At 72.0% G+C, this 22438-nt stretch carries 12 protein-coding genes and 1 pseudogene; 3 read left to right on the forward strand and 10 right to left on the reverse strand.

What is annotated here, in order from left to right:
* Nucleotides 1-53 precede the first annotated feature (53 nt).
* The 8 genes from WME89_RS21235 to WME89_RS21270 form a co-directional block, all read right to left on the reverse strand.
* Nucleotides 54-2033, reverse strand: coding sequence for a hypothetical protein (locus WME89_RS21235; RefSeq protein WP_438010947.1), 1980 nt, complete (start codon nucleotides 2031-2033; stop codon nucleotides 54-56).
* Nucleotides 2030-4534, reverse strand: coding sequence for a fused MFS/spermidine synthase (locus WME89_RS21240; protein ID WP_438010948.1), 2505 nt, complete (start codon nucleotides 4532-4534; stop codon nucleotides 2030-2032). Before WME89_RS21240 ends, WME89_RS21235 begins: the two co-directional genes overlap by 4 nt.
* Nucleotides 4531-6627, reverse strand: a complete 2097-nt coding sequence (locus tag WME89_RS21245; protein ID WP_438010949.1) for a sulfatase family protein — start codon at nucleotides 6625-6627, stop codon at nucleotides 4531-4533. Before WME89_RS21245 ends, WME89_RS21240 begins: the two co-directional genes overlap by 4 nt.
* A gap of 23 nt (nucleotides 6628-6650) precedes the next feature.
* Entirely contained in the window at nucleotides 6651-8216 is a 1566-nt protein-coding gene (locus tag WME89_RS21250) for a hypothetical protein (protein WP_438010950.1), read from the reverse strand.
* Between the two features lie 5 nt (nucleotides 8217-8221).
* Nucleotides 8222-9607 carry a sulfotransferase gene (locus tag WME89_RS21255; RefSeq protein ID WP_438010951.1) on the reverse strand — a complete coding sequence of 462 codons (1386 nt, stop codon included), beginning with the start codon at nucleotides 9605-9607 and terminating at the stop codon, nucleotides 8222-8224.
* Nucleotides 9608-9694: 87 nt separating this feature from the next.
* Complete coding sequence (locus WME89_RS21260; protein ID WP_438010952.1) at nucleotides 9695-10393, reverse strand: hypothetical protein; 699 nt, start codon at nucleotides 10391-10393, stop codon at nucleotides 9695-9697.
* Between the two features lie 285 nt (nucleotides 10394-10678).
* On the reverse strand, nucleotides 10679-12364 hold the full coding sequence (locus tag WME89_RS21265) for a hypothetical protein (protein WP_438010953.1): 1686 nt from the start codon (nucleotides 12362-12364) through the stop codon (nucleotides 10679-10681).
* 512 nt (nucleotides 12365-12876) lie between these two features.
* A complete protein-coding gene (locus WME89_RS21270; protein WP_438010954.1) occupies nucleotides 12877-13722 on the reverse strand; it encodes a class I SAM-dependent methyltransferase in 846 nt (281 codons plus the stop codon).
* A 73-nt stretch (nucleotides 13723-13795) separates the two neighbouring features.
* Between WME89_RS21270 and WME89_RS21275 the strand changes: the two are divergent.
* A pseudogene (locus tag WME89_RS21275) lies at nucleotides 13796-14191 on the forward strand (helix-turn-helix domain-containing protein); the annotation flags it as partial.
* 289 nt (nucleotides 14192-14480) lie between these two features.
* On the opposite strand, the gene pheT reads toward WME89_RS21275, so the two are convergent.
* Both pheT and pheS read right to left on the reverse strand, forming a co-directional pair.
* A complete protein-coding gene (pheT, locus tag WME89_RS21280; protein WP_438010955.1) occupies nucleotides 14481-16982 on the reverse strand; it encodes a phenylalanine--tRNA ligase subunit beta in 2502 nt (833 codons plus the stop codon).
* Nucleotides 16983-17014: 32 nt separating this feature from the next.
* On the reverse strand, nucleotides 17015-18064 hold the full coding sequence (gene pheS, locus WME89_RS21285) for a phenylalanine--tRNA ligase subunit alpha (RefSeq protein ID WP_437516030.1): 1050 nt from the start codon (nucleotides 18062-18064) through the stop codon (nucleotides 17015-17017).
* Nucleotides 18065-18616: 552 nt separating this feature from the next.
* On the opposite strand from pheS, the gene WME89_RS21290 reads away from it, so the two are divergent.
* On the forward strand, nucleotides 18617-19690 hold the full coding sequence (locus WME89_RS21290) for a TRAP transporter substrate-binding protein (protein WP_438010956.1): 1074 nt from the start codon (nucleotides 18617-18619) through the stop codon (nucleotides 19688-19690).
* A gap of 930 nt (nucleotides 19691-20620) precedes the next feature.
* Nucleotides 20621-22363 (forward strand): carbohydrate porin, encoded by a 1743-nt coding sequence (locus tag WME89_RS21295; RefSeq protein WP_438010957.1) that lies wholly within the window; start codon nucleotides 20621-20623, stop codon nucleotides 22361-22363.
* Nucleotides 22364-22438: the final 75 nt, after the last annotated feature.

The following is a 22438-nucleotide window of genomic DNA, read 5'->3' on the forward strand; positions in this document are numbered from 1 at the left end:
GCACCCTACCACGGCGTCCTTCCGGGAGGCCGCCTCCAGGGCAGCGACGGGGCTCAGCGCCCGTCGAACACCTCGGCCTCCTTCATGTACCCCCACGAGCGCATCATCCGCTTGACCTCCTCGAGCGGCACGTCGGCGCCGCCCGTGGCCGCGGAGCGGCGCGCGTCGCGGCCGCCGCGCACCTGCTCGGCCAGCACGTAGAGCCCGCCGCGGCCCCCGTTGTCCACGAAGAGATCGCCGAACCCACGGCCCAGGTAATCGTCAAGGACGCCCACCGCATCCGGCCCCGAGAGCGTGGCGCGCCCGCGGCGACGGAGATAGCCGAGCCCGAGGAAGAGGTCCGTTCCCGGCGCGTCCACGGTGAGGTCCGAGATGGGCGCTCCGGCTTCCAGCGAGAAGCGATTGTAACAGTACGGCGCACGGAGCGTGGCCAGGGTCCCGGCGGCGGTCGCGACGATGGTCGCGCCCCGCTCGGCGTCGGCGGCGGGGCCGAGCGGCGTGTCGGCCACCACCTGCAGGGGCGCGGGCGGCGCCTCGCAGGTGCGCGAGAGCCAGAAGAAGTGCAGGATCGTCCGGTCCCCGGCGCCACCGCGGGCGCGGCGGGAGATCTCCGGCACGGCGATGCTCCGGAGGGCCAGCAGCTCGTCGGGGTGCAGGGCGCCCACGCTGCGGGTGTTCTCCGCATCGGCGCGCATGTCGAAGAGCGCCTCTCCGTCGAGGAACCGCTCCCGCACGCTCTCCCCGGTGGCCACCGAGAACTGCGGATAGGCGACGGTCGGATTGTAGCGGATGTAATGGAAGCGATCCGTCGTGACCGAGAGCTGCCCGTTGAAGCCCTCCCGGACGACCAGGGCGCGCGGCGGAGACTCACAGTTGAGAAAGTCGACGAGCGGATCGGCGCCGTCCGTACCGACCAGCGCCAGATGGTCGCGCAGATCGTTCGAGGCCGCCCGCTGGGAGCAGGTCTGTCCGGCCTCGATGCCCGGGCCCAGGGCCAGGAGGGGGACGCGGGCGGTGTCCATGTAGAGGCCCCAGCCCTGACCCATGGCCATCTTGCCGCCCCGACCCCAGGCGTGCCGGTGCATGGATCCGTGATCGGGCATCAAGAGGATCACGGCGCTGGGCAACGCGCGGCGCAGATCGGCGAGCTGGGCGATCAGGAAGTGATCCATCGACGCCTGATGCTTCACGTACCCCAGGTCGTGCTCGGCAGGGAGGTGCACGTAGAGGAAGAAGTCCTCGTCGCGGCGGGCCTCCACGAAGCGGAGCGCGCGGTCGCGGACGTCGGCGTCCTCGTCCGCGCTCCGATTGACGATGCAGAGATAGTCGAAGAGGCGCTTCTCGACGTAGGACAGGAGATAGAAGTTGTCCGAGACGCTAGCGGTGAAGAGGCCGCGCTGCCGCAGCGCCTCGGGCATGGAAGGCTCACCGGGGGCGGTGGGGACGACGAAGGTCTGGTTCGTGAACGCCAGGGTGTTGTCGCCGCTCCCCAGGAGGTTGTCGTGGTAGGCCCCTTCGCCGCGGAAGAAGCCATAGGGCGCCGTGGGGTGGGTCTCCGCGAACAGGGCGAACGCGTCCGGGACCAGCAGGACGACCTGCACCGGATCGCGCGCCTCCCGCGCCAGGAAGGCCACGTTGCCGGCGAGCACCGGGGCGGACGAGCGGTTCTCCACGCGGATCGCGTACCGGCCCGGAGCCGTGACCCGGAATCGTCGCGGCTCCTCCTCCGCGCCGCCGGCGAGCGCGAGGACGCGCGTCACGACCGCCGCCGCCGCCTCGTCGACGGCCGTGGTCAGCGTCACCCGGGCGCGGTACTCCCCCGGCGGGAGGTCCTCGGCGGGGAAGGTCCGCTCCTCTCCCGGCGCGAGGACGACGGCCGAGAGAGCGCGGGCCTTGAACGCTGGAGGATCCAGCGCGGCGTAGTAGCCGCCGGCGACGGCGCGCGCCGCGAAGACCTCCCCGCGCGCCGTCCCTTCGCGGGCGAGGAGCGCGAGGAGCGCGACGACGGGGGCGGACCGAAGGGGCCCCCTCACGGCCCCCTCCACGCCTCGAGCTGCCTCTGGAAGAACGCGCGGTTGCCTTCGGTCAGGTCGAGCATGCTGATGTCGTTGAGGATCGCCAGCCAGGCCAGCGTGTAGGGGCGGTAGAGCTTCATCTCTCGCAGCTTGAGCTTGATCAGCAAACGCTGCGCCTCGTCGGGGGGCAGGCCGGCGGCGACGAAGTGCGCCGCCGCGCCTCCCCGCCGGTGCGCCATCAGGTCCGTCACGATCTCGGAGAAGTTGAAGCCCAGGGCGTTGCCCTTGGGGGTCTCGAACTCCAGTATGGGGAAGTCGTCGGTGGACAGGGGTCCCGGCGGCGCCGCGGCCAGGAAGGCGTCGACCTCGGCCGGGCCGAGCAGGAGCGAGCCGGCCAGATCCTCGAAGTCGAGCCCGCGGGCGGCGAGCGGCGGGGGCATGCGCAGCGAGGCCAGGTGGGCGGCGCGCAGGGTCAACGGCTCCCTGGAGGCGATGACGATCCCCTGGTGACCGGGGACGAACAGCGCGAGGTACGGAAACTCGGCGCGGAGGGTCCGGAGGATGACCGCCAGATCCTCACGGCGGGTGTGGTGGAGCTGGACCCACTGCTGGAACACGCCCCCCTCGCGGAGGCGCGCGGCGGCGAGCGCGTAGAGATCGCGGCTGTAGAGGTTGGCCGCCCCCGCGAACCAGAGCGACGAGACCTGCACGGTGATGGTGTCGAAGCGCGCCTCCTGGGGGAGCGTGGCCAGGTAGTGCCGGCCATCGCGCACGAGGACCGTGACGCCCGGCCTGTCCAGGGCGCCGAAGTTGATGTCGGCGAAGTGCGCCCGGGCCATGTCAACGATGGGCGCGGCGAGCTCCACGCCCACCACCCGCTCGTACGAGAGCAGGCTGAGCACCCCCAGCGTCCCGCCGGTGCCGACGCCAATGTTGAGCGCCGCCTCGTGGCCGTGCGGGTACAGCTCGGTCAGGAGCGCCTGGCCGTACTGGTCCACGATCTCCGGCCCGCTGTCGCCCTGGAACTTGCCGTTGGACAGGAGAAACCGCACCCCCTCGGGGCTCTCCACCACCGTGGTCACGCCGCCGTGCACGTCCTCCCGGTTGTCGAGGATGCGCTTGAAGGTGCTGGTGGGCATGGGCGTGAAGTACACCCCCGTCGCCTGGAGGAGCCGGCGCCAGCTCCAGGACGGGTGCAGCACCACCGCGACCATGGCGAGACCCGTCGTCGCCGCGAGCAGCGGACGAGCCCGGAGGACGCGGCCCCCGGCGCGCGTGAGGAGCAGCGCGGCGAGGCCCGCGTTCGCCGCGATGATCAGGTACGAGGTGCCCCTGGAGCCGAGGTGCGGCAGGAGGAAGAAGCCGGTCAGCACCGATCCGATGACCGCGCCGACCGTGTTGATCGCGTAGGCAGCCCCGATCGCGCGGCCCGCGCCCGCGGCGGAGGCGGGGACGAGGGCAAGGAGCGCGGGGAAGACGACGCCCAGGCAGACGCAGGGCGGGAGCAGCGTGACCGCGGTGACTGCGAACTTGACCAGCTCCCGGGCGTGGAAGCCGAGCGACCGGCTCCCGGCAGCGTCGAAGACCGCCGGGATGAAATCGACGCACTGGATGAGGACGAGAGAGACGCCGACCAGCGCGATCTCGGCGATGATCAACAGGTCGATGGGGTCCGCGCCGGAGCGGGCCACGGCGATCGAGCCGAGGGCCATGCCGAACAGGACGCAGAACAGCACGGTGGCGAAGCTGTAGACGGAGTTGCCGAGCAGGAGCGCGTAGAGGTGTGTCCAGACGACCTCCCAGGCGAAGACCGACATCCCGGACGCGCAGCAGAAGCCGAGCACCATGCGCCTGGACATGCCCCCCGGGCGCGGCGCCGCCGCCACGACGGCCTCCGGGAGCGCCGGCGCCGGGGGCGCGCGGCGCCCGATGGAGGCGGCCGCGAGGGAGAGGCTGGCCGCGAGGAGGAGGCCCACGCGGAGGGTACCCGTGAGGCCCAGGCGAGGGAGCAGGACATAGGAGACGACCACGGTGCCGATCGCGGTGCCGAGGGTGTTGCTGAAGTAAAGCAGGCTGGTGAGCCGCCGCGGCTCGGTCCGACCGAAGAGCCCGCGCACCGCCAGCGGGAAGGTCGCGCCCAGGAGGACCGTGGGCACCACGATGACGAGCAGCGACGCGACGAACTGATAGGCCGTCAAGAGGGCCAGAGAGCCGCCCGTGGCGAGGCGCGCCTCCAGCGGCGCAGAGAGGGCGAGCAGCCGCCACGCCTGGTAGAACCAGAGCCCCGCCCCTAGCTCCGCGGCGCCGTACCAGAGGAGCGGCCGCTTCACCCGATCGGCGAGCCGCCCGCCCAGGAAGCTGCCGGCCGAGAGCCCGGCCATGTAGGCCGCGAGCACCGTGCTGGTGGCGTAGGCCGTGGAGCCGAAGACGTAGGAGACGATCTTGTGGAACACCACCTCGTAGAGAATGGCGGCTGCGCCCGAGAAGACGAACAGCGCGCACCAGAGCCTCACGATCACGGCACGACGCTCCCGTCGCGATAGCCGAGCATGAGCCGCCCGAGGATCCCCGCGAGCTCGGCGACGCGCGCCGGCTCCCGGGGGGCGAGGTCGTGCTGCTCGAGGGGGTCCTCCACGACGTCGTACAGCGCGTAGACCGGCCCGTCCGGGGTGGGCTCGTAGAGGAGCTTGAGGGGGCCCCGCCGGATCATGCGGTGCTTGGCCGCCAGGAAGAGCGGGACGAAGTCCCGCTTCATGACCAGGCGGTGGGACGGGTCGGCCAGCGGCTCCAGGAGGGCGGTGATGTCCGGGTACCGGATGCGCGGTCGGTCCCCGGCGGCGTCGGGAGTCATCCAGAGGCCCGTCTCGGCGTAGGCGATGTCGTCGAAGCCTCCGGGATCACGGGCGCTCCCGACGAGCGAGGTGCCGTCCCAGAACGCGCGCCGGTTCCATTGCTCCGGGGGGGCGGTCGCGAACGCTTGACCGGAGTACCGCTCGAGGAGGTCCACCAGGGTGGGCGCGAAATCGATGCTGCGCACCGGGCCGTCCACCCGGCCGCGCGGCCACGTCCCCGCCGGATCGAGGAACACCAGCGGCACCGTGTACGCGTGAGGATAGCGGAGCACGTCGCCGTGCCCCATGCCGACGTCGGGGTGGTCATAGAGGAGCTCGCCGTGGTCCGCCGTCACCACCAGGCCGACCCCGCTCGGAGCGAGGAGGTCCGCGACCTCGCCCACGAGGTCGTCCGCCATCCCCACCGCCCCGGCGTACAGCGCGCGCACCTGGGCCCGGTCCGGCTCGCCGCGCGGCACGGACGTATAGTCTTTCTTGAAGAGGTAGGGACCGTCGTACCCGGGCGCCGCGAAGCGGGCATAATGGGGGAAGAGCGAGCCGTACGGGGAGTGGGGAGGCGAGATGAAGAGGAACCCGAAGAAAGGTTTCTCCGCCTCGTCTGCGTGCGCGATCTCGCGGGCCAGCCGGGGGAGGATCACGCCGGGATCGGAGTACTCCGTGTATCCGAGGATCACGCGCTCTATCGATCGGGGCACGAGGGGACGAAACAGCGGGTGCAAGGCGACCGCGAGGAGCAGGGGCTGGCGCGAGAGGACGGCCTGCTCGGCGATCTCGGTCAGCTCCACGGTGGGCACGTTCACGCGCTGGAAGCCGAGGTCGATCTTCGACAGGAACTCCCCCACGTAGTCGCTGAGGGCGAAGGTGTCGTAGCCGTTGTTGGCCATGACCACGGGGAGCGCGTGCCGCTGCTGGTTCCACGTCGCCGCCGGGCTCCACATGGACGAGACCCCGTGCTTCATCGGGTACTGCGAGGTGAAGAACGAGGTGAGCGACGGCGCCGTGCGCGGCAAGGCGACGATGGTCTCCGGAAAGAAGAGAGAGGCGCCCGCGAGGCGCTCCAGGTGGGGCGCCACGAGCACGCCGTCCCGGCGGAGGCCCACGTGGTCCGCGCGGAGGGAGTCGACGGCGACGACGAGCACGCTCTTCTTCGCGGAGGCCCGCCGGTGGCGCACCCGGTAGAGGTCGCGAAGATCCCGGACCTGGGGCGCGAGGATCGCCAGGAGCACCGCCGCGAGCAGGGCGGCGGGCAGGACACGTCGCCGCCGGCTCACCGCGACGACGAGGCCCGCGGCGACGGCGAGGGGGACACCGTAGAGGCCGGCCCAGCAGATCGCGTGTCCCAGCACCGGCGTCCGCGCGACGAGGAGCACCAGGCGCGGAGAGAAGAGGGGCAGCGCCATCAAGGTGTCGGCGAACATCGCCGGCGCCCTCACGCAGGAGGCGAAGAGGAACGCGTACCATCCCCCCGCGATCAGCGCCGCCTGCGCGCCGCGCCGCTCGACACGGAAGGCACGGACGACGACGCCCCCGAGGATCGCCGTCCCCGCCACGAGCCCGATGGCGAGGGCCACCACCACGCGCACGAAGGGAACCAGGTCAGAGGAGACGACAACCACGATCCGGTCGAACAACGCCGCGTCCTCGACCCCCTCGTAGCGCGGGGGGACGGTGAAGAAACCGAACACCGCGATGAGGAAGACGACGACCGCGGAGCCCAGCTCGACGCGGAGGCGCTTCACGAGGCCGAGGCCAGCTCTCATCCAGGACCGCAACGGAGGAGGCCTCACGCGCTCGAGCTATCGACACAGCTCGCCTCTGTGCTCACGGCGACGGCGCCGAGCCTGCCGTACCGCTCCATCCCCTCGCCGAGCGGGACCCGGAACGCGTGGACGTTCGCGCTCTCGGCGAAGCGCGTCCACACGTCGTCGACGAGCGGCGCGCCGGCGGCGGCGTCGGGCGTCGCGGCGCACGCCTCGGCGAGCCCGGCGATCAGCTCGTCGTAGCGCTCGGCGCGCACCGCGTAGCCGTGCGGCCACGCGCCGGCGCGCACGCGCAGCACCGCGCCGTCGGGGGTGGCCTCGTGGCGGGTGATCTGGTGGTTGCCGAAGAGGATCGCGTCGCGGTCGGGGAAGTCGCGGAGGAGCGCATCGATCTTCCCGTTGGCCACCTGCCGGGGCACGATGAACTGGAAGTCGTCCTCGAAGATCACGACGTCGGGCAGCCCGAGCTCCCGGGCCCTCCGGAGCGCCGCGAGGTGCGAGAGGCCGCGCGCCTTGTGCGGGTTCCCGGGGACAGAGGCCGCGGGGACCTGCTCCACGCAGTCGCCGAAGATCCCCATGTGGCGGAGCAGCTCGCGCCGGATCATCGCCTGCCGCTCCTCCTTCCGATCGCCCTCGAGGCACACGTAGAGGACGCCGCCGAAGCGGTTGAACGCGCAGTAGCGCAGGATGCAGTCGTGGAGCCAGTCGTTGAAGCGCGCCTCGAGCGTGTGGTTCGCGTAGTTGCTCAGGAACCACGCGCGCGTCGCCGCCGGCCCCCGCGCGCGGAGGCGGGCGTAGACGTCGAGGTAGTTCGTCCGGTCGAAGAACGCGCCCGTCCGCTCGTTGACGTACTTCCAGCCGCCGGAGATGTCGGCGTTCATCATCACGTGGGTGTCCAGGCACAGGGCCTCGGTGATGACGCGGGGAGAGGCGTCCACCGCGCTCGGCACCAGGAGGACGTGCGCGGACTCCACCACGTCCAGGAACGTCCGGTAGGGCAGGAAGCCGAGGTTCTTGACGCGCGGGTGGTCGATGCCGAAGACGTCGTTCACGATGGCGACCCGGAAGCCGGGATCGACCTCGAGCAGCGCGCGGATGACGAGGAGCGCGAGATCGTGCCCCTTGATCACGCTGCTCCACCGCACCGTGTCCTCCTTGCCCTCGATGGAGTGGCCGGCGTAATAGACCATGTCGAACGTCTTCGCCTGGCCTCGCTTGCGCACCTGGACGTAGTCCGAGAAGTCCATGTCGAGCAGCGGGATGTCGTCGGGGAAGACGTCGCGCGGATCGCGGAAGTGGTGCATGAAGCCGATGAAGCGCTGGTAGCTCGGCTTGATGAAGAGGTCGAACTCGCGCAGCCCCGGATGGTCGTGCGGGTTGTGGATCCGCGCCGGCCAGTTCTCGAAAGCGCAGATGCCGACGAGGTAGTGCCCCTCGTCCACCAGGCGATCGATCTCGTCTTCCCGGTAAGGGCAGGGCCGGTTGACCAGGTAGAGCTTGCTCGGCGCGAGCGACCCGTCCGCCTGCAGGCGCTGGACGACCTGCGGCTCGTTTCTCGGGGGCGGGAACATGAAGGAGAACCGCTGCATCGCCCTCACCCGCCAGGGCCCCCGACAGGGGAGCTCTCCCGCGCCATCGCGCTCGCGACCAGCTGGCCGAGCGAGAGTACGTCCCCGAAGGCGCTCGTGTCGATCCTCTCCTCGAAGAGCACCACGCCGAAGCGCCTCTCCACCTCGCGGACGATCGTGAGCGCCTCCACCTCGTCGATCGCCAGGCCGTGCATGAACAAGGGATCCGTGTGGCGGATCTGCTCGGGGGGGATGTCCATCTCGAGGACGCGCACCAGGATGCGCTTCAGCTCGGCGCGGATGCTCTCTGGATCGTGCCCGCCCTGGTAGCTCTCGTCTCCGCTGCGAGGCTCGACGGCCCGGGGACGGGGCTCCATGTTCTCGAGCACCGTCATCCCGCGCGCGCACGAGGCCTCGAGGGCGTCGCGCTCGTCCGGCGGCAGGCTGGGCCACTTCGGCGGGTTGGCTCGCACCAGGGGCAGGGCCCGGGCGAGCCACGCTTCCTGCGGGAGGCCCGGGTCGAGGAAGCGCAGGAGGCGCCGCAGGGCGGGCTCGGGGTCGGCCAGGATCGACTCGTAGCGCAGGTTCAGGACCCTTTCCCGAGGCAGGCCGGCGAGCCACGCCGCGCCATGGACCATCTGCGTCGACCACACGCTGCCGAAGTACTTGAGCGGGATCTGGACGCGCTGGAAGGCGTCCACGTCGAAGCCCGGCGCCACCAGCGGGCGCATCTCCGGGGGGAGCCGGCGCACGTCCGCGGGAGAGACCGGGGCGAACAAGGTCTTGCCGATCCGGGTCTCGAACACGCGCGAGATCGCCATGAGGCGCATGGGCGGGAAGCGGCTCGCGGAGAGGGCCGCCTCGCGCCCGTCGCGGTAGATGTGGACGAACCGGGCGTCCGGGAAGTGGCGGACCAGGGCTGGCAACATCCCGATCGAGCCGCCCGAGCGCTCCACCCAGAGCCGCCGGCCCACTCGCTCGGTCAGCCACTGGAAGACGCGGCAGTACTGGGCGCCGAGGCGGTCCGCCGGCAACGCCTCCACGAAGAGGCGCAGCTGCTCGTGGAGGCCGTCGGGATCGTCGCTCAGCTCGGGCAGCGTCATGGTGAGGAGCGGTGGAATGCCCCCCTCGCGGAACCGGCCCAGGCCGGTGCGCGGGTAGCGGAACTCGTCGATCTCGATGCCGTGCTCCACGAACTGGAGCCAGATCCGGTGGTGGGGCCGGGGCCGGGAGAGCGCCTCCCACAGGGTGGGCCCGTCCACCGGGTCCTGCGGGAAGGCACCGGCGCCCAGGGAAGTGTACAGCTCCGAAAGGCTCGCCACGTCGGGGTGCTGGGCGAGGAGGCGGGAGAGCATGGTCGAGCCGCACCGGCCCGTGCCCACGATGAAGAGAGGAGGGGTACCGTTCGACATGCTCGAGCGCTCCTGTGCCCTTCCGGAGCCCAGCCCAGGGCCTCACGGTGTCCCGCGAGCCCCCGGGCCGAGCAGCCGGCAGGCCGCTCAGTAGGTGGCGGTGGTGCCGGGCGTCGTGAGGAAGCAAACCCCGGCACCATTGCACACGCCGCCAGAGCAAGCAGTGCCGGCGGCGGCGAAAGTGAGCTCGCACGCTTGCGCCGCTGCGTCCCACACGTTCGACGCACACTCCGGAACCGTGGCGTCGGGGAGGGGACAGGTGCAGGTGTTGTCGGACGCGCAGGTGCCGCCGCCGTCCGCGCATGCGCTGCTACAGTCCAGGGTGTCGCCGCACCCGTCGGGGATGGTGCCGCAGACCGCTCCCTGGGCCTCGCAGGTGGTCGGGATGCAGGTTGTGATGCAGAGGCCGAGCGTGCACGTCGCGCCGCTGCAACAGGGCAGCGTGGCATCGCAGGGGGCGCCCTGCGGCAGACACCCGCCGCCCTGGCAGGTCGGGTCGCCGACGGCGATGTAGTCGTCGGGGTGCCCCGAGTGCCCGGCGATGCAGGCCTGCACGCTGGTCTTGACGACCGTGTAGGGGTGCGTCGCCGAGTTGGTGGCGTGGCAGATGGTGGTCTTGCCATTGACGTCGAAGACGAGGCACTGCGCGATGGTGAGGTTCTCTTCGGCCGCGCCGACGAGCTCGCCCGAGTCGGTGGGGGTGCCGGTGCCGCAGCCGCCGACGAGGACGAACCCGCCCGCGCCGGCGAGCGAGAGGCAGGTGAAAAGACGGGTGTGAATGGCCATATCGCAGAATCTCCTTGTACCTGGGGCTCGTTCGTCGCGGCAGGCGTCTTCGCGATGCCGATCCGGGGACCGCGACGGCAGAGGCGTCATGACGGCGAGCCTGCACCCATAACGCGGCGCGCGGTCGAGGCGCTGTGAATTCACATGTGAATTCACAGCGCGGCCATGGCACCTCCGGCTATCCCGCGGGAGCCGCGGGTTGCCACGCCCGGAGCCCGCCGAGGGCGACCGGGTGTCAGGTGTCAACGTGAGCGTGCGAATCGCGCCGGCTCCCGCAGGCGGGCTTCATCCCACCCCGGCCAGCCGGAGCCCTTCCACGAGATCGTCGACGAGGCGCGCGTCGGCCGTGAGGCGGGCGACGACGGCGTGGGGGTCGCGGGAGATGTCGGGCAGGAGGACGGTGAGCGCGCGGCCGGCGGCGCGGGCCTCGGGGATGCGGCCGAGGCGGGCCAGGGCGACGGCGCGGTCGAGCGGGTCCCAGGCGAGGTTGGGGGTCGCGATGGCCTCCGCCGCGGCGAGCGCGGCGGCGTGGTCGCCGCGGCGGTAAGCGTCGAGGGAGAAGGCGTGGTGGAAGCAGCCGGCGGGGCGCTTCATCAGGCGCAGGTGGGCGCGGAGCACCTCGATGCCGCGGTCCCACGCGCCGGCGAGCGCCGTCAGGAAGCCCGAGGTGGCGGGATCGCCGCCGATCGCGAGCGCGGCCTCGGCCTCGGCCAGGGCGCCGGGGCCATCGCCCGCGTCGAGGAGGACCAGGGCCAGCGCGTTGTGGGGGACGGCCAAGGTCGGCTCCAGCGCCACGGCATCGCGGGCCAGGTCGGCGGCCCGCCGGCGGTCGTGGGAGCTGCCCTCGGCCGTCCACGAGGAGAGGAGATGGAAGATGGAGAGGAAGGCCAGGAGCATCCCCTGGTCCGGATCGGCCACCAGGGCGCGCTTGCAGACGTCCATGATCTCGGCCTGGAGGCGGCGATCGAAGGTGGCGAGCCAGCGGGGGAATCGGAGCACGGCGTCGTAGGCGCCCTGCGCGGGGTGACCGGCGCGCTCGCGGGCCTCGATCGCGTGGACGGCGCCGAGGGGCAGGGCCAGGAGCTGGCCGGCGATCTCGTGGGCGATCGCGTCCTCGGCCGCGAAGAAGAGGTCGTCGGCGGCCGCGCGATCGTAGGTGCTGCCCCACACCTGGGTGCCGCGCGCCGCGTCGTGGAGGTTGGCGGTCACCCGGACGGTCTGGGCGACGAAGCGCACGCTCCCTTCGATGACGTAGCGCGCCCCGCGCGCCTGGGCGTCCTCGAGGGAGGACGCGCGCGAGACCATGGAGACCCAGGGGGAGCTCGCGAAGAGGGCGCCGAGCCGATCGGTCAGCCCGAGCGCGAAGGCCCGGCTCCGGGCTCCAGGGGCGCCCGGATCGGGCGGCGCCGCCTCGCCCGCCGCCGGCGCGCGGAGCGCGGGTCTGGAGGCGACGGTGACGCCGGCGAAGGGCAGCACGGCGAGCACCGGGCCTGCCGCGCGGGCGGTGATCTCGCCGCTCTGGAGGGCGCTCAGGACGGCCCCGGGGGCCGGGGTCTCCCGCGCGGGGACCAAGGTCGGGGCGTAGGTGCCTCGCGGCAGCTCGATGCGCACGACGGCGGCGCGCGTCGCGGCATAGTGCCGGGCCAGCGCGCGCCGGAGCTTGCTCATCTCGACGCGCACGATCGAGTCCTCGCAGGAATCGAAGCCCTCGGGCCGATCGAAGACCCGGGTGGCGACGAGGGGCGCCCGGAGGGCGCCGCCCCGGCCGTCGAGCACCTCCCCGACAAGGAAGCGGAGCAAGCGGACCTGGCGCGCGGACCCGCCGAACGCGCTGCTCCCTGTGACCTGCTCCAGCTCCGCGAGGACGGCCGCGCGCTCGACCTCGGGAGGAGCGTCCGGAGGTCGCCGCGAGGGTCCGTCGAGGGGCCTGCGGCAGGGGACGATGGGTGACCTCTGGAAGGAACACAACATACGAGTTTGCGTCGTCCCTCGCGACATCGGCCGTTTCCCGCCGTCTGTGCACGCTCTGGTAGCTTCAGTGAACAGGCCTTGTATCAGCGGACCTCGACGGCCCCGTAGGTGTCGTTGCCGCTCCCGAAGATCAGACGCGACGAGGGGAGCTGAGCGGCGTCATGCGTTCTATCGTCATTGCCGTCGCAGGCGTGGTCGGGCCACGCCGGGCGACGGCAAGGTGAGCCGCAAACCTCGCTGCCGCCACCTGGACCTTGATCCAACTATCGAACGGGGTCTCGTCGTGGTAGGGTGGAATTTTTGCGAATATTTGCCGTCCCGCGCCCCGCCGCGGGGCGCCGCGACTGTCGAGAACCCCTCCCTGGGTGTCCTCGGGTCAACGCGACTTCAACGATGATTTCCAGGTCTCGTCCCGGACGACGAGCGCGAGGCGGGCAAGGCTATCTACAATTCCTCTCGTCACCGGAATCCGCAGGCCAGGTCGTGGGCTCACAGCCCCGAGCCGCAAGCGGCTACGCGCGCGCGGTCACGAGCCAGCAGGCCGCGGTGAAGCGGGCCGCGCCATCACGGACAAAGGGATCGAAGGCAGCGCGGACCGCTTCGGCCGTCCTGGCGCGCGTCGGCTCGTCCACGTCCCGCAGCGCCAGACCCACCGGTCCGAGCCTGGTGACGTAGGCGAGGAGATCCTTCTCCGCGACGCCGCTCGCAACGTCGATCGGACGGACGTCGATGTCAGTCCAGCCGCTCGCGTCCAGGATCCGCCGCACCCGGTCCCTGTCCGCGAAGGCGAACTGGCCGGGGGCGTCGGGGGCCGGGACGGGCAAGTGTGGCAGGAACGGCGCGGCGGCGCGGGCGGCCGTGGTCATGAACGGATTCTCGGCGGCGCTGCGCCAGGCCACGAACGAGAGCTTCGCGCTGCGCCGCGCGGCGCGCCGGATAGTGGCGAACGCCGCCGCGGGGTCGTCGAAGAACATCACGCCGAAGCGCGAGATCACCGCGTCGAAGTTGTCCGGCTCGAAGCCGTGGGTCTGCGCGTCTGCCTGGACGAAGGCGGCGGAAGCCAGGCCCTCGGCGGCGGCGCGGGCCCTGGCGGCCGCCACCAGGGGCCCGGAGATATCCACGCCGAGACAGAGGCCCGCCGGCCCGAGGCGCCGCGCCATCGCGAGGGCCGTGGCGCCCGCGCCGCAGCCGACGTCGAGCACGCGGCCGCCCTCGCCAGGGAAGCCTTCTTCCAGGAGCGGCGCCCCGAACGGCGCCAGCACGGCATCGAGCACTTCCTGCATCTCCACCCAGATGGGCCCGCCGGCCTCGTTCCACAGCGCGGCCTGGTCGCGATTCGGCTGATTGGCTTCTGACATCGGAGTCTCCTTCGGCTTGTGTTCGGCAATCACGCCCCTTATTCTGCAAGTTCAAGTCAACTTGAGGTCAAGCGTGAAAGACATGGACATCGCGGAGGTGGCCCGGCGCTCCGGCGTGCCCGCCTCGACCTTGCGGTTCTATGAAGAGAAGGGGCTCATCGCTTCCACCGGGCGACGAGGCTTGCGGCGCCTGTTCGACGCCGGGGTGCTGGAGCGCCTGGCGCTGATCGCCCTCGGTCAGGTGGCGGGGTTCTCGCTGGAGGAGATCGCCCGGATGTTCGCGCCGGACGGTCGGCTGCGCATCCAGCGCGAGCGGCTCCTGGCCAAGGCCGAGGAGCTGGACCGGACCATCGAGCGGCTCGGCGCCATGCGCGACGGCCTGCGCCACGCGGCGGCGTGCTCCGCGCCGAGCCACATGGAGTGTCCGCACTTCCGCCGCATCGTCCGGCTCGCAGGCGCCGGTCGCCTCGATCTGCCTGCACCGGGAGCTTCGGGGCGGGGGCGGTCCAGCAAGGTCCGGCCGGATGCCACCGGCGCGACGGCCACCGCCGGCGCACAGCGGGGCGCTGGATCGCAGCGCTCGGCCGCGATCAAGACCAGAGCCGCAGCGTCGCGACAGGGACGGTTTGCGGGTGCAGCAGGCCGCCCCGCCAGGGCTCAGCCGGAGGTCGATCAGGCTGAGCTCAGCCTGGCCCGCGCTCAGCCATCAGCCCGCAACGCGAGGCCTCGGCCCCTGTAAGGGCCCCAGGCCTCCCGCCTCAGCGCTGCTGCGCCCCGAACCGCGCCTTGGCCGCGTCCACCGCGGCCTTCGTCCACTTGTCGACCTCGTCGTCCGTCAACGTCCGCTCCGGCGACCGGAACCACAGCGCGAAACCCAGCGAGTGGGTCCCCGCCGGCAGCTCGCTGCCGCGGTAGCGGTCGAACAGCTCGACCTTCTCGCAGCGCTCGCCGGCCGTGCTCCGGAGCACCTCGATCACCTGGCCGGCCGGCACGTCGAGCGGCAAGAGGAGCGCCACGTCGTGCCGCATCGCCGGGAACCGGCTCGGCTTCGCGGCCACCGGCGCCCTGTACGCCGCCGCCACCGCCGCGAGGTCGAGCTCCGCCACCACGGCCCCGCTCGTGATCTCCAGCGCGTCGCGCACGTCCGGGTGCAGCTCCGCCACATACCCGACCGGCCGGCCGTCGAGCGTGACCCGCGCGCCCTTGCGCGGGTGCGCCCACGGCGGCGGCTCGCCCTCCAGATCGAACGCCGGCGCCACGTTGCCCGCGAGCTCGGCCAGCACCGCCTCGACGACGCCCTTGCCGTCGTAGAAATCGACGTCCTCGGGCCGCGTGAGGTAGCTGTCGCGCGGCCCCGCGAGCAGGACCGTCAGCCGCGTCGGCTCGTCCACCGGCGGCCGCTCGACCCGCGCCTGCTGGCCCGCGCCGTCCGCGCCGGTCGCACCGTCCGCGCCGCCCGCAGCCCCCGCCGCCTCGCCCTGGCGCGGCAGGAACACCTGGCTCACCTCGAACAGCCGCACCCGCGGCACGTTGTACCGCTGCGAGCGCTGCGCGACCGTGAGCAGCCCCGGCACGAGCGACGGCCGCATCACCGACTTCTCCTCGGAGAGCGGGTTCACCAGCCGGAGCAGCGACGCGCTGTCGTAGCGCGCCGCCTTCAGCTCCTGCGGGGAGAGGAACGAGTACGTCACCGCCTCGTGCAGCCCGATCCCGGTGCAGATCTGCCGCACCCTGCGCCGCAGCCGGTAGTCGCCCTTCGCGCCCGCGGGCGCCGCCGCGACGTGCGGGAGCCGGCTCGGGATCTTGTCGTAGCCGGCGACGCGCGCGACCTCCTCGATGAGATCGATCTCCTCGACGATGTCCGGCCGGTGCGCCGGCACCTCGACGACGAGCTGGTCCGCGAGCTGCGCCACGATCGAGATGCCCAGCGTCCCCAGGATCTCGCGCGTCCGCGCCGGCGCCTCGGCGCCGATGATGCGCTGGTACCGCGGCAGGCGCAGCGTCAGCCGGCGCGGGTCGCGCGGCGCGACGTACGCGTCGATCGGCTCGCCCGCCGCCTCGCCGCCGGCGAGCTCGCAGATGAGCGCGCTCCCGCGGTCGCGCGACAGCGGCACCCCCGAGATGTCCACCTCCCGCTCGAAGCGGTGCGACGCCTCGGTGTGGAAGCCGTACCGGCGCGCGGACCTGCGGATCCCGCGCGGCTCGAAGTACGCCGACTCGAGGAACACCCGGCGCGTCGTCGCCGTGACCCCGCTGTCCGCGCCCCCGATCACGCCGGCCAGCGCGACGACGCGCTCCGCGTCGGCGATCACGAGGTCGTCCTCGTTCAGGGACAGCTTCTGCCCGTCGAGCGCGACGAACGCCTCGCCCGGCCGGGCCATCCGGATCTCGACCGGCAGGCGCAGCGTGTCCAGATCGAAGGCGTGGAGCGGCTGCCCCCGCTCGAGCATCACCAGGTTGGTCGCGTCGACGATGTTGGTGATCGGCCGCACGCCGAGGCGGCCGAGCCGCACCCGCGCCCAGAGCGGCGAGGGGCCCACCCGGATGCCCTCGATCACCTGGCCGGCATACCGCGGGCAGCGCGCCCCGTCGCGCACCTCGACCGACGCTTGCGCGGCCCACGCCCCGCTGCCCTGCGCGCGGGGTGGCGCGGCGACGGCCGGCGGATCGAAGGGGATGCCGAGCACCGCGGCCACGTCCCGGGCCACGCCCAGGTGACCCAGCGCGTCGGGCCGGTTGGGGGTGACGCTGAGCTCGATGATCCAGTCCTCGAGGCGCGGCTCCCAGTCGAGCAGCGGTTGCCCGGGCCGGCCGCCCTCGACGAGCAGCAGCCCCTCGTGGCTCGACCCGAGCCCGAGCTCGTCCTCGGCGCAGAGCATGCCGGCGGAGGCGACGCCGGCGACCGCCTTCTCGGTCAGCGTGACGAGCGCGCCGCCGCGGTCGAGGACCTGCGCCCCCACGGGCGCATAACAGACGAGCGCACCGGCGCCGGGGGCCGGGACGTTCTGCGCGCCGCAAACGACCTCGACGCCCTCGCCGGCGCCGCCGCCGGCCGTGTCCACGCGGACCAGCGTGAGGCCCTTCTTGCTCGGGTGCGGCCGCGTCGCGACGACGCTCGCGAGGACCACCGGGCGCAGCGCCGCGCCGACGTGCGTGACGCGATCGACCTCGAGCCCGCCGCGGCCGAGCGCCGACGTCACCGCGTCGACGCCGGGATCGGAGCCGAGGATCTCTTGAAGCCACTTGTAGGATATCAACATGGGAGTCGGGCCTGCGGCGAGCGGAGAGGTGCCTAGAGGCTTCCGAGGAAGCGGACGTCGTTCTCGTAGAAGGCGCGGATATCGTCGACGGCGAACTTCATGTTGGCCGTGCGATCCACGCCGATGCCGAAGGCCAGCCCCGTGTAGAGCTCCGGGTCGATTCCGACGTTCCGCAGCACCGTCGGGTGGACCATGCCGCACCCGAGCACCTCCAGCCAGCCAGTCCCCTTGCACTGAGGGCAAGCGCGGTTCTCGCCGAAGCAGACGAGGCAGGAGACGTCGAGCTCGGCGCTCGGCTCGGTGAAGGGGAAGTAGCTCGGCCGGAAGCGCGTCTTCGTGTTCTCACCGAACATCCGGCGGCTGTAGACCTCGAGCAGGCCCTTCAGGTCGGCGAGCGACACGTCGCGATCGACGACGAGCCCCTCGATCTGCACGAACATGGGGCTGTGGCTCGCGTCGTCGTCGCGGCGATAGACGACGCCGGGCGCGACGATCATGACCGGGGGAGGGTGGGAGAGCATCTCGCGCACCTGCACCGGGCTCGTGTGCGTGCGGAGCAGCACGTTCTGCCCCGGATCGCCCGCCACGTAGAACGTGTCGTGCATGTCCATCGCCGGGTGATCCGCCGGGAACCCGAGGAGATCGAAGTTGTAGCGCGCGAGCTCGATCTGCGGCCCCTCGGCCACGTCGAACCCGAGCCCGACGAAGATATCGACGATCTCGTCGAGCGTCCGCATGATCGGGTGCGGACGCCCGGGCGCGCGCCAGCGGCCGGGCAGGGTGATATCGAGCGGCGGCGCCGAGAGCTCGAGGTCGCGCGCCGTGCGCTTGATCCGCGCGGTGGCCACCTCCCGGGCGCGCTCCACGCGGCCCTTCACGGCGTTGAGCCGCTGGCCGAGCAGCTTGCGCTCCTCGGGCGCCGCCCCGGGCAGCTGCTTCATCAGCGCATTGAGCGAGCCGCGGCGCCCAAGCAGGCTGGCATACAGGCGGTTCAGCTCATCGAGATCGCCGACGGCGGCGAACTGGACGTCCACCGTGCGATCGACCTCGTCGATGAGGCGGCCGAGTTCGGGACCACTCATTGCCGCCCCCCTTACCTCAGGGGCCATGCCAACGCAAGACGGTGACCTCCCGCGCTGCGCGGGCGCGTGCGGGACGTCCGCAGCTCGACGGGGGCGGGCGCGCCCTCCACGAGCGCGGGGCCGTCCGCGTCCGAGGACCCGGCCACCTCGGCGCGAACCCGCAGCGCGCGGCGGCCGACGCGCGCAACCAGCGGATGTCCACACAGTCAACTCCGGGTTGACGGCGCCACGCCAGCGCCGGCACAGGCTGTCTGGAGATCTCCGCCGCGCCGCGAGCGCGGGCGCGCCGGCGCCGGGCGATGACGCCGGGGAACGCCGCTGCCGACTCTGGAGCTGCACCTCGGAGCAAGGCCGAGCGGCCGGAGCGAGAGGACGCGGAGGGCGCCTCGCGAGAGCGGGTGTGGACCCGCCCACGGACTGGCTCACGGATTGCAGAACCTTGCCTCATTGGCCGAGCGCCCCGAGGCCGCGCGCGCTGACGTCGGGGCCCGCGCCGCGGGCTGCCGTCCGCGCTCCGGGGCGTCGCCGCGCCGTTCCACGCTCATCGATGACATGTCCAGGGGGGGCATCGATATGGACAGGAAGGTCGTCTCGTTCATCGCGCTCGCGGGCCTGCTGGGGACCCTGATCACCTCCGGCGTCCTCTTCATGCTGTACAGCCCCGCGTCCGCGGAGGGCGCGAGCGCGAGGCAGCCGGCCGGCGCGACGAGCGTCGGAGCGGAGCAGGTGGTCCTGAAGCTCTCCCACGTGCTCGATCCGTCGCATCCGGCGCACCTCGCCATGGAGTACATGGCGAGGCAGCTCGACAGGAGATCGGGCGGCGCCGTGCGACTGCAGATCTTCCCGAACGGCCAGCTGGGCAGCGAGACCGAGAGCATCGAGCAGGTCCGGCGAGGGGCGCTGGCGATGGTCAAGACCTCCACCGCGCCGCTCGAAGGCCTCGTCCCGGAGATGGCGATCTTCGGGCTGCCGTACCTCTTCCGGGACCAGGAGCACTACTGGAAGGTGCTCTTCGGCGACGTGGGCAGGGACCTCGCCCTGGCCGGCGCGAAGGCCGGCGTGCGGGGCCTCTGTTACTACGACTCCGGGAGCCGGAGCTTCTACACGCGGGACGCGCCCGTCATCAGCCCCGAGGATCTCAAGGGCAAGAAGATCCGGGTCATGCAGAGCCAGACGGCGGTCGAGATGATCGCGCAGATGGGCGGCGCGCCGGCGCCGATCGCCTTCAACGAGCTGCGCTCCGCGCTGGATCAGGGGGCGGTCGACGGGGCAGAGAACAACCCGCCCAGCCTCTTCACGAGCCGCCATTTCGAGGTGGCCAGGCACTACTCGCTCGACGAGCACACGCGCATCCCCGATATCATCCTGTTCAGCCAGCAGGTCTGGGAGTCGCTGAGCCCGGCAGCGCAGCGGTGGATCGAGGAGGCGGCCGACGAGTCCGCCGCCTTCCAGCGCGACGCGTGGCAGAAGAGCACCGACGACGCCCTCGACGCGCTGAAGAAGGCCGGGGTGGCCGTCCACGCGCCGGACAAGGAGCCGTTTCGCAGGCGGGTCCAGCCCATGTACGACCGCCTCGAGGGCACCGAGATGGGCAAGCTCGTCCAGCGCATCCAGCAGGTCGAGTGACCGACCTTCAGGCGCGCAGGGCAGGGCCTCTGCTCGACGAGGCGGCGCGCGCCCCTCGTCGCCCGCGCGCGCCCGGCGGCGGAGCGGGGCTTCGGCGTGACCCGGCGACGACGAAGGCCGTCGCCGGGCCGTGGATCCCCTGAGGTATTCCCTCGAACTCTTCGGAAAATTCACAGGGAGGCGGGGAGACGGGGAGAGAAATCTTCAAAATACTCCCTCTCTCCCCGCCTCCCTGTTCAATTTCTCCTCTGAAAAGAGCTGCAAAATGAGGGGGTTCCTCGGGTGGATCCCCCGAGCAACATCGCGATCGTCCATGCCGCGGTCGCCGGGAACATCTCGGCGGCCGCGCTGCTTCTGGCCTGCGTCAGCCATCGTCAGGCCGTGAAGGACGCCCTCGCGCCGGCGCCCCGCCGGGCAGCCGGCGACCGCCGCCGGAGGAGCCCCGCACCGGCGCTCCTTCACACTCCTCCTCGGCTCACGCGCTCATCGAGGACGCGCCGCTCGCAGGCACCCGCGCGACGGCGCCTGGCCACGCGCGTCAACCCCGGTTGTCGCCCGTGTCAACCCGGGGTTTACGGGGTCTCCGGCGAAGCTGCAACTCATCCACGGTGAGCGCGCCAGGGCGTCGTCGGGTCGCCTTCGGCGGAAGCCGTGCGCTCGGGTCGGATCCGGGGCGATCTCGGCCGTGAGCGACGCCCGATCGAGATGACACCCCCTGCACGCGGCGTCGCGCGTGCCGCCGCGATGGCCCCGTGCATGCCTGGCTCGTCGCTTGCAATCATCCGTAATCAAGCGAGTCGAGCGTCGACGCTGCAAGCGCGCGAGCGGCCGGGCCGGCCGCAGGGAGCGCTGTCGGGTCTCGCTCGCCTCGACGACACCTCCGCTGCTCGCGCCGGCGCAGCTCCAACCATCCATGAGATCGGCTCACCCTTGAACTCCATCGTCAATCCCTGTTGCCACCCTGGGCATGATGTTCACCGCGGCACGCGCCGCGGCGCGTGCTCGACAGGCGGCGCGTCCGCGTCGTCCACCCGCTTCGCGGGCGGGAGAAGCTGGGCGAGCGCGCGCAACCTGGTCTGTGCCCTGCTCGGCGCTGCCCTCTGCGCGTCTCCAGCGGTCGCGAACGGGCAGCCGCAGCCCGCTCCGGCGACGCCGACACCGCCGCCGGGCCAGGCGCCCGCCGACGCGGCGGCCCCGGCCGCGGCGGAGCCCGCGAAGGACCCGGCCCAGGACGTCGGCGTCGCGAGCGCGGGGACCGTCGAGATCCCGGCCGCGGCCGTCGCCCCCTCCCAGCAGCCGGTACAGAAAGAAGAGCCCTCGACGCCGCCGCCGCCGGCCGAGAGCGGGTTCTTCTTCGGCGGCGTCGGCCGCGCCGTGGCGGCCACGGATGGAGAGCTGGGGCCGGGGCGCGACGCCGATATCGTCTGGAGAGGATCGCGCCTCGACGAGTCCACGTACGTCCAGCTGGACCTGGAGCGGCAGGATTACTGGGAGTCCACCGGCGCCACCACGCGCGTCGCCGTCCGCCTCGTCGTGGACGCCCCCGTCCTCCACTACAACAACGCGAGGCCGTGGAACATCAACATGTCGCTCCGCAACGCCTTCGTCGAGGAGCGAGACCTCGGCACGAAGGGGCTGTCCGTGTGGATCGGCTCGCGCCTCTACCGCGGTGACAACTCCGAGCTGCTCGACTTCTGGCCGCTCGACTGGCTGAACACGCTGGGCGGCGGCGTCCGCTACGAGCTGCCCTCGAAGCGCACGTACGTCGCGGCGCACGCCGGCATCAGCCGGCCGCTCTCGCCGTATTACCTGCAGTCGGTGGATCGCGCGCCGGCGCTCAACCAGCCCGGCATGACGACCGTCAACGTCCTCGATCGGCAGCGGCTCATCACGAGCCTCAAGGCGAGCCACACCGTCCCTGTCGGGGAGAAGGGCGGCGTGAAGGGCGTGCTGTACGGCGAGCTGCACCAGATGCCGTCGGGCACGCGCGAGACGGCGGAGGCCGGCGTGGTCGAGCGCCTGCCGCGCGACTCCGGGTACGTGATCGGCGCGCAGGTCAGCCCGTTCACCGGCGTGAACAACGGGCACCTGCACCTCTTCCTCCGCTATGCGGGCGACCTCGCGGCGCACGGCGAGTTCGGCTCGCCCTCCCAGCCGGCGCCGGACGGCACCGCGACCGGCGCGCACGAGCTCATGTTCACCATGAGCGCCAACTACGAGACGGGGCCGCTCGGGCTCATGGCCTCGGGGTACGTGCGCTCGTTCCGCAACGCCAGCGAGACGTTCGATTTCGCCGACCTGGACGAGGGCATTCTCGTCGTGCGGCCACACTACTACCTGGCCGACTGGGGCGGCATCGCGGTCGAGGGCTCGTACCAGGCGCAGCGGCGCGGGAGGGTCCCGGCGCCGGCCGATCCCGCGGCGCCGGGCGCGCACCCCGCCGCGAGCCACCACAGCGGGAGCATGGTGCGCTTCGGGCTCGTGCCGTTCCTGAACGCGGCGGGCAAGGGCGACTTCAAGCGCCCGCAGTTCCGCTTCATCTGGCTCGTGAGCCGGCGCGACGAGGGCGCGAAGGCGCTCTATCCGCGGGACGACGTGTTCAGCCAGCGCACGTGGGAGCATTTCATCGGCCTGAACGTCGAGTGGAACATCAAGGCGAGCCCGGCTTTCTGACGGAGATACGCAGTTCCGGAGCCTCGCGCGAGCGCGCCGGTGCCCCCCTCTGGGCGACTGGCACCCTCGCGCGCG

Origin of the sequence: Sorangium sp. So ce321 (assembly GCF_051530195.1) — a bacterium.
Taxonomy (GTDB): domain Bacteria; phylum Myxococcota_A; class Polyangia; order Polyangiales; family Polyangiaceae; genus Sorangium.

Coding starts and splice junctions, on each gene's coding strand:
- WME89_RS21290 (WP_438010956.1), top strand. CDS start 18,617: ATGTCCAGGGGGGGCATCGATATGGACAGGAAGGTCGTCTCGTTCATC.
- WME89_RS21250 (WP_438010950.1), bottom strand. CDS start 8,216: ATGCAGCGGTTCTCCTTCATGTTCCCGCCCCCGAGAAACGAGCCGCAG.
- pheT (WP_438010955.1), bottom strand. CDS start 16,982: ATGTTGATATCCTACAAGTGGCTTCAAGAGATCCTCGGCTCCGATCCC.
- WME89_RS21260 (WP_438010952.1), bottom strand. CDS start 10,393: ATGGCCATTCACACCCGTCTTTTCACCTGCCTCTCGCTCGCCGGCGCG.
- WME89_RS21255 (WP_438010951.1), bottom strand. CDS start 9,607: ATGTCGAACGGTACCCCTCCTCTCTTCATCGTGGGCACGGGCCGGTGC.
- WME89_RS21245 (WP_438010949.1), bottom strand. CDS start 6,627: ATGAGAGCTGGCCTCGGCCTCGTGAAGCGCCTCCGCGTCGAGCTGGGC.
- pheS (WP_437516030.1), bottom strand. CDS start 18,064: ATGAGTGGTCCCGAACTCGGCCGCCTCATCGACGAGGTCGATCGCACG.
- WME89_RS21265 (WP_438010953.1), bottom strand. CDS start 12,364: ATGTTGTGTTCCTTCCAGAGGTCACCCATCGTCCCCTGCCGCAGGCCC.
- WME89_RS21270 (WP_438010954.1), bottom strand. CDS start 13,722: ATGTCAGAAGCCAATCAGCCGAATCGCGACCAGGCCGCGCTGTGGAAC.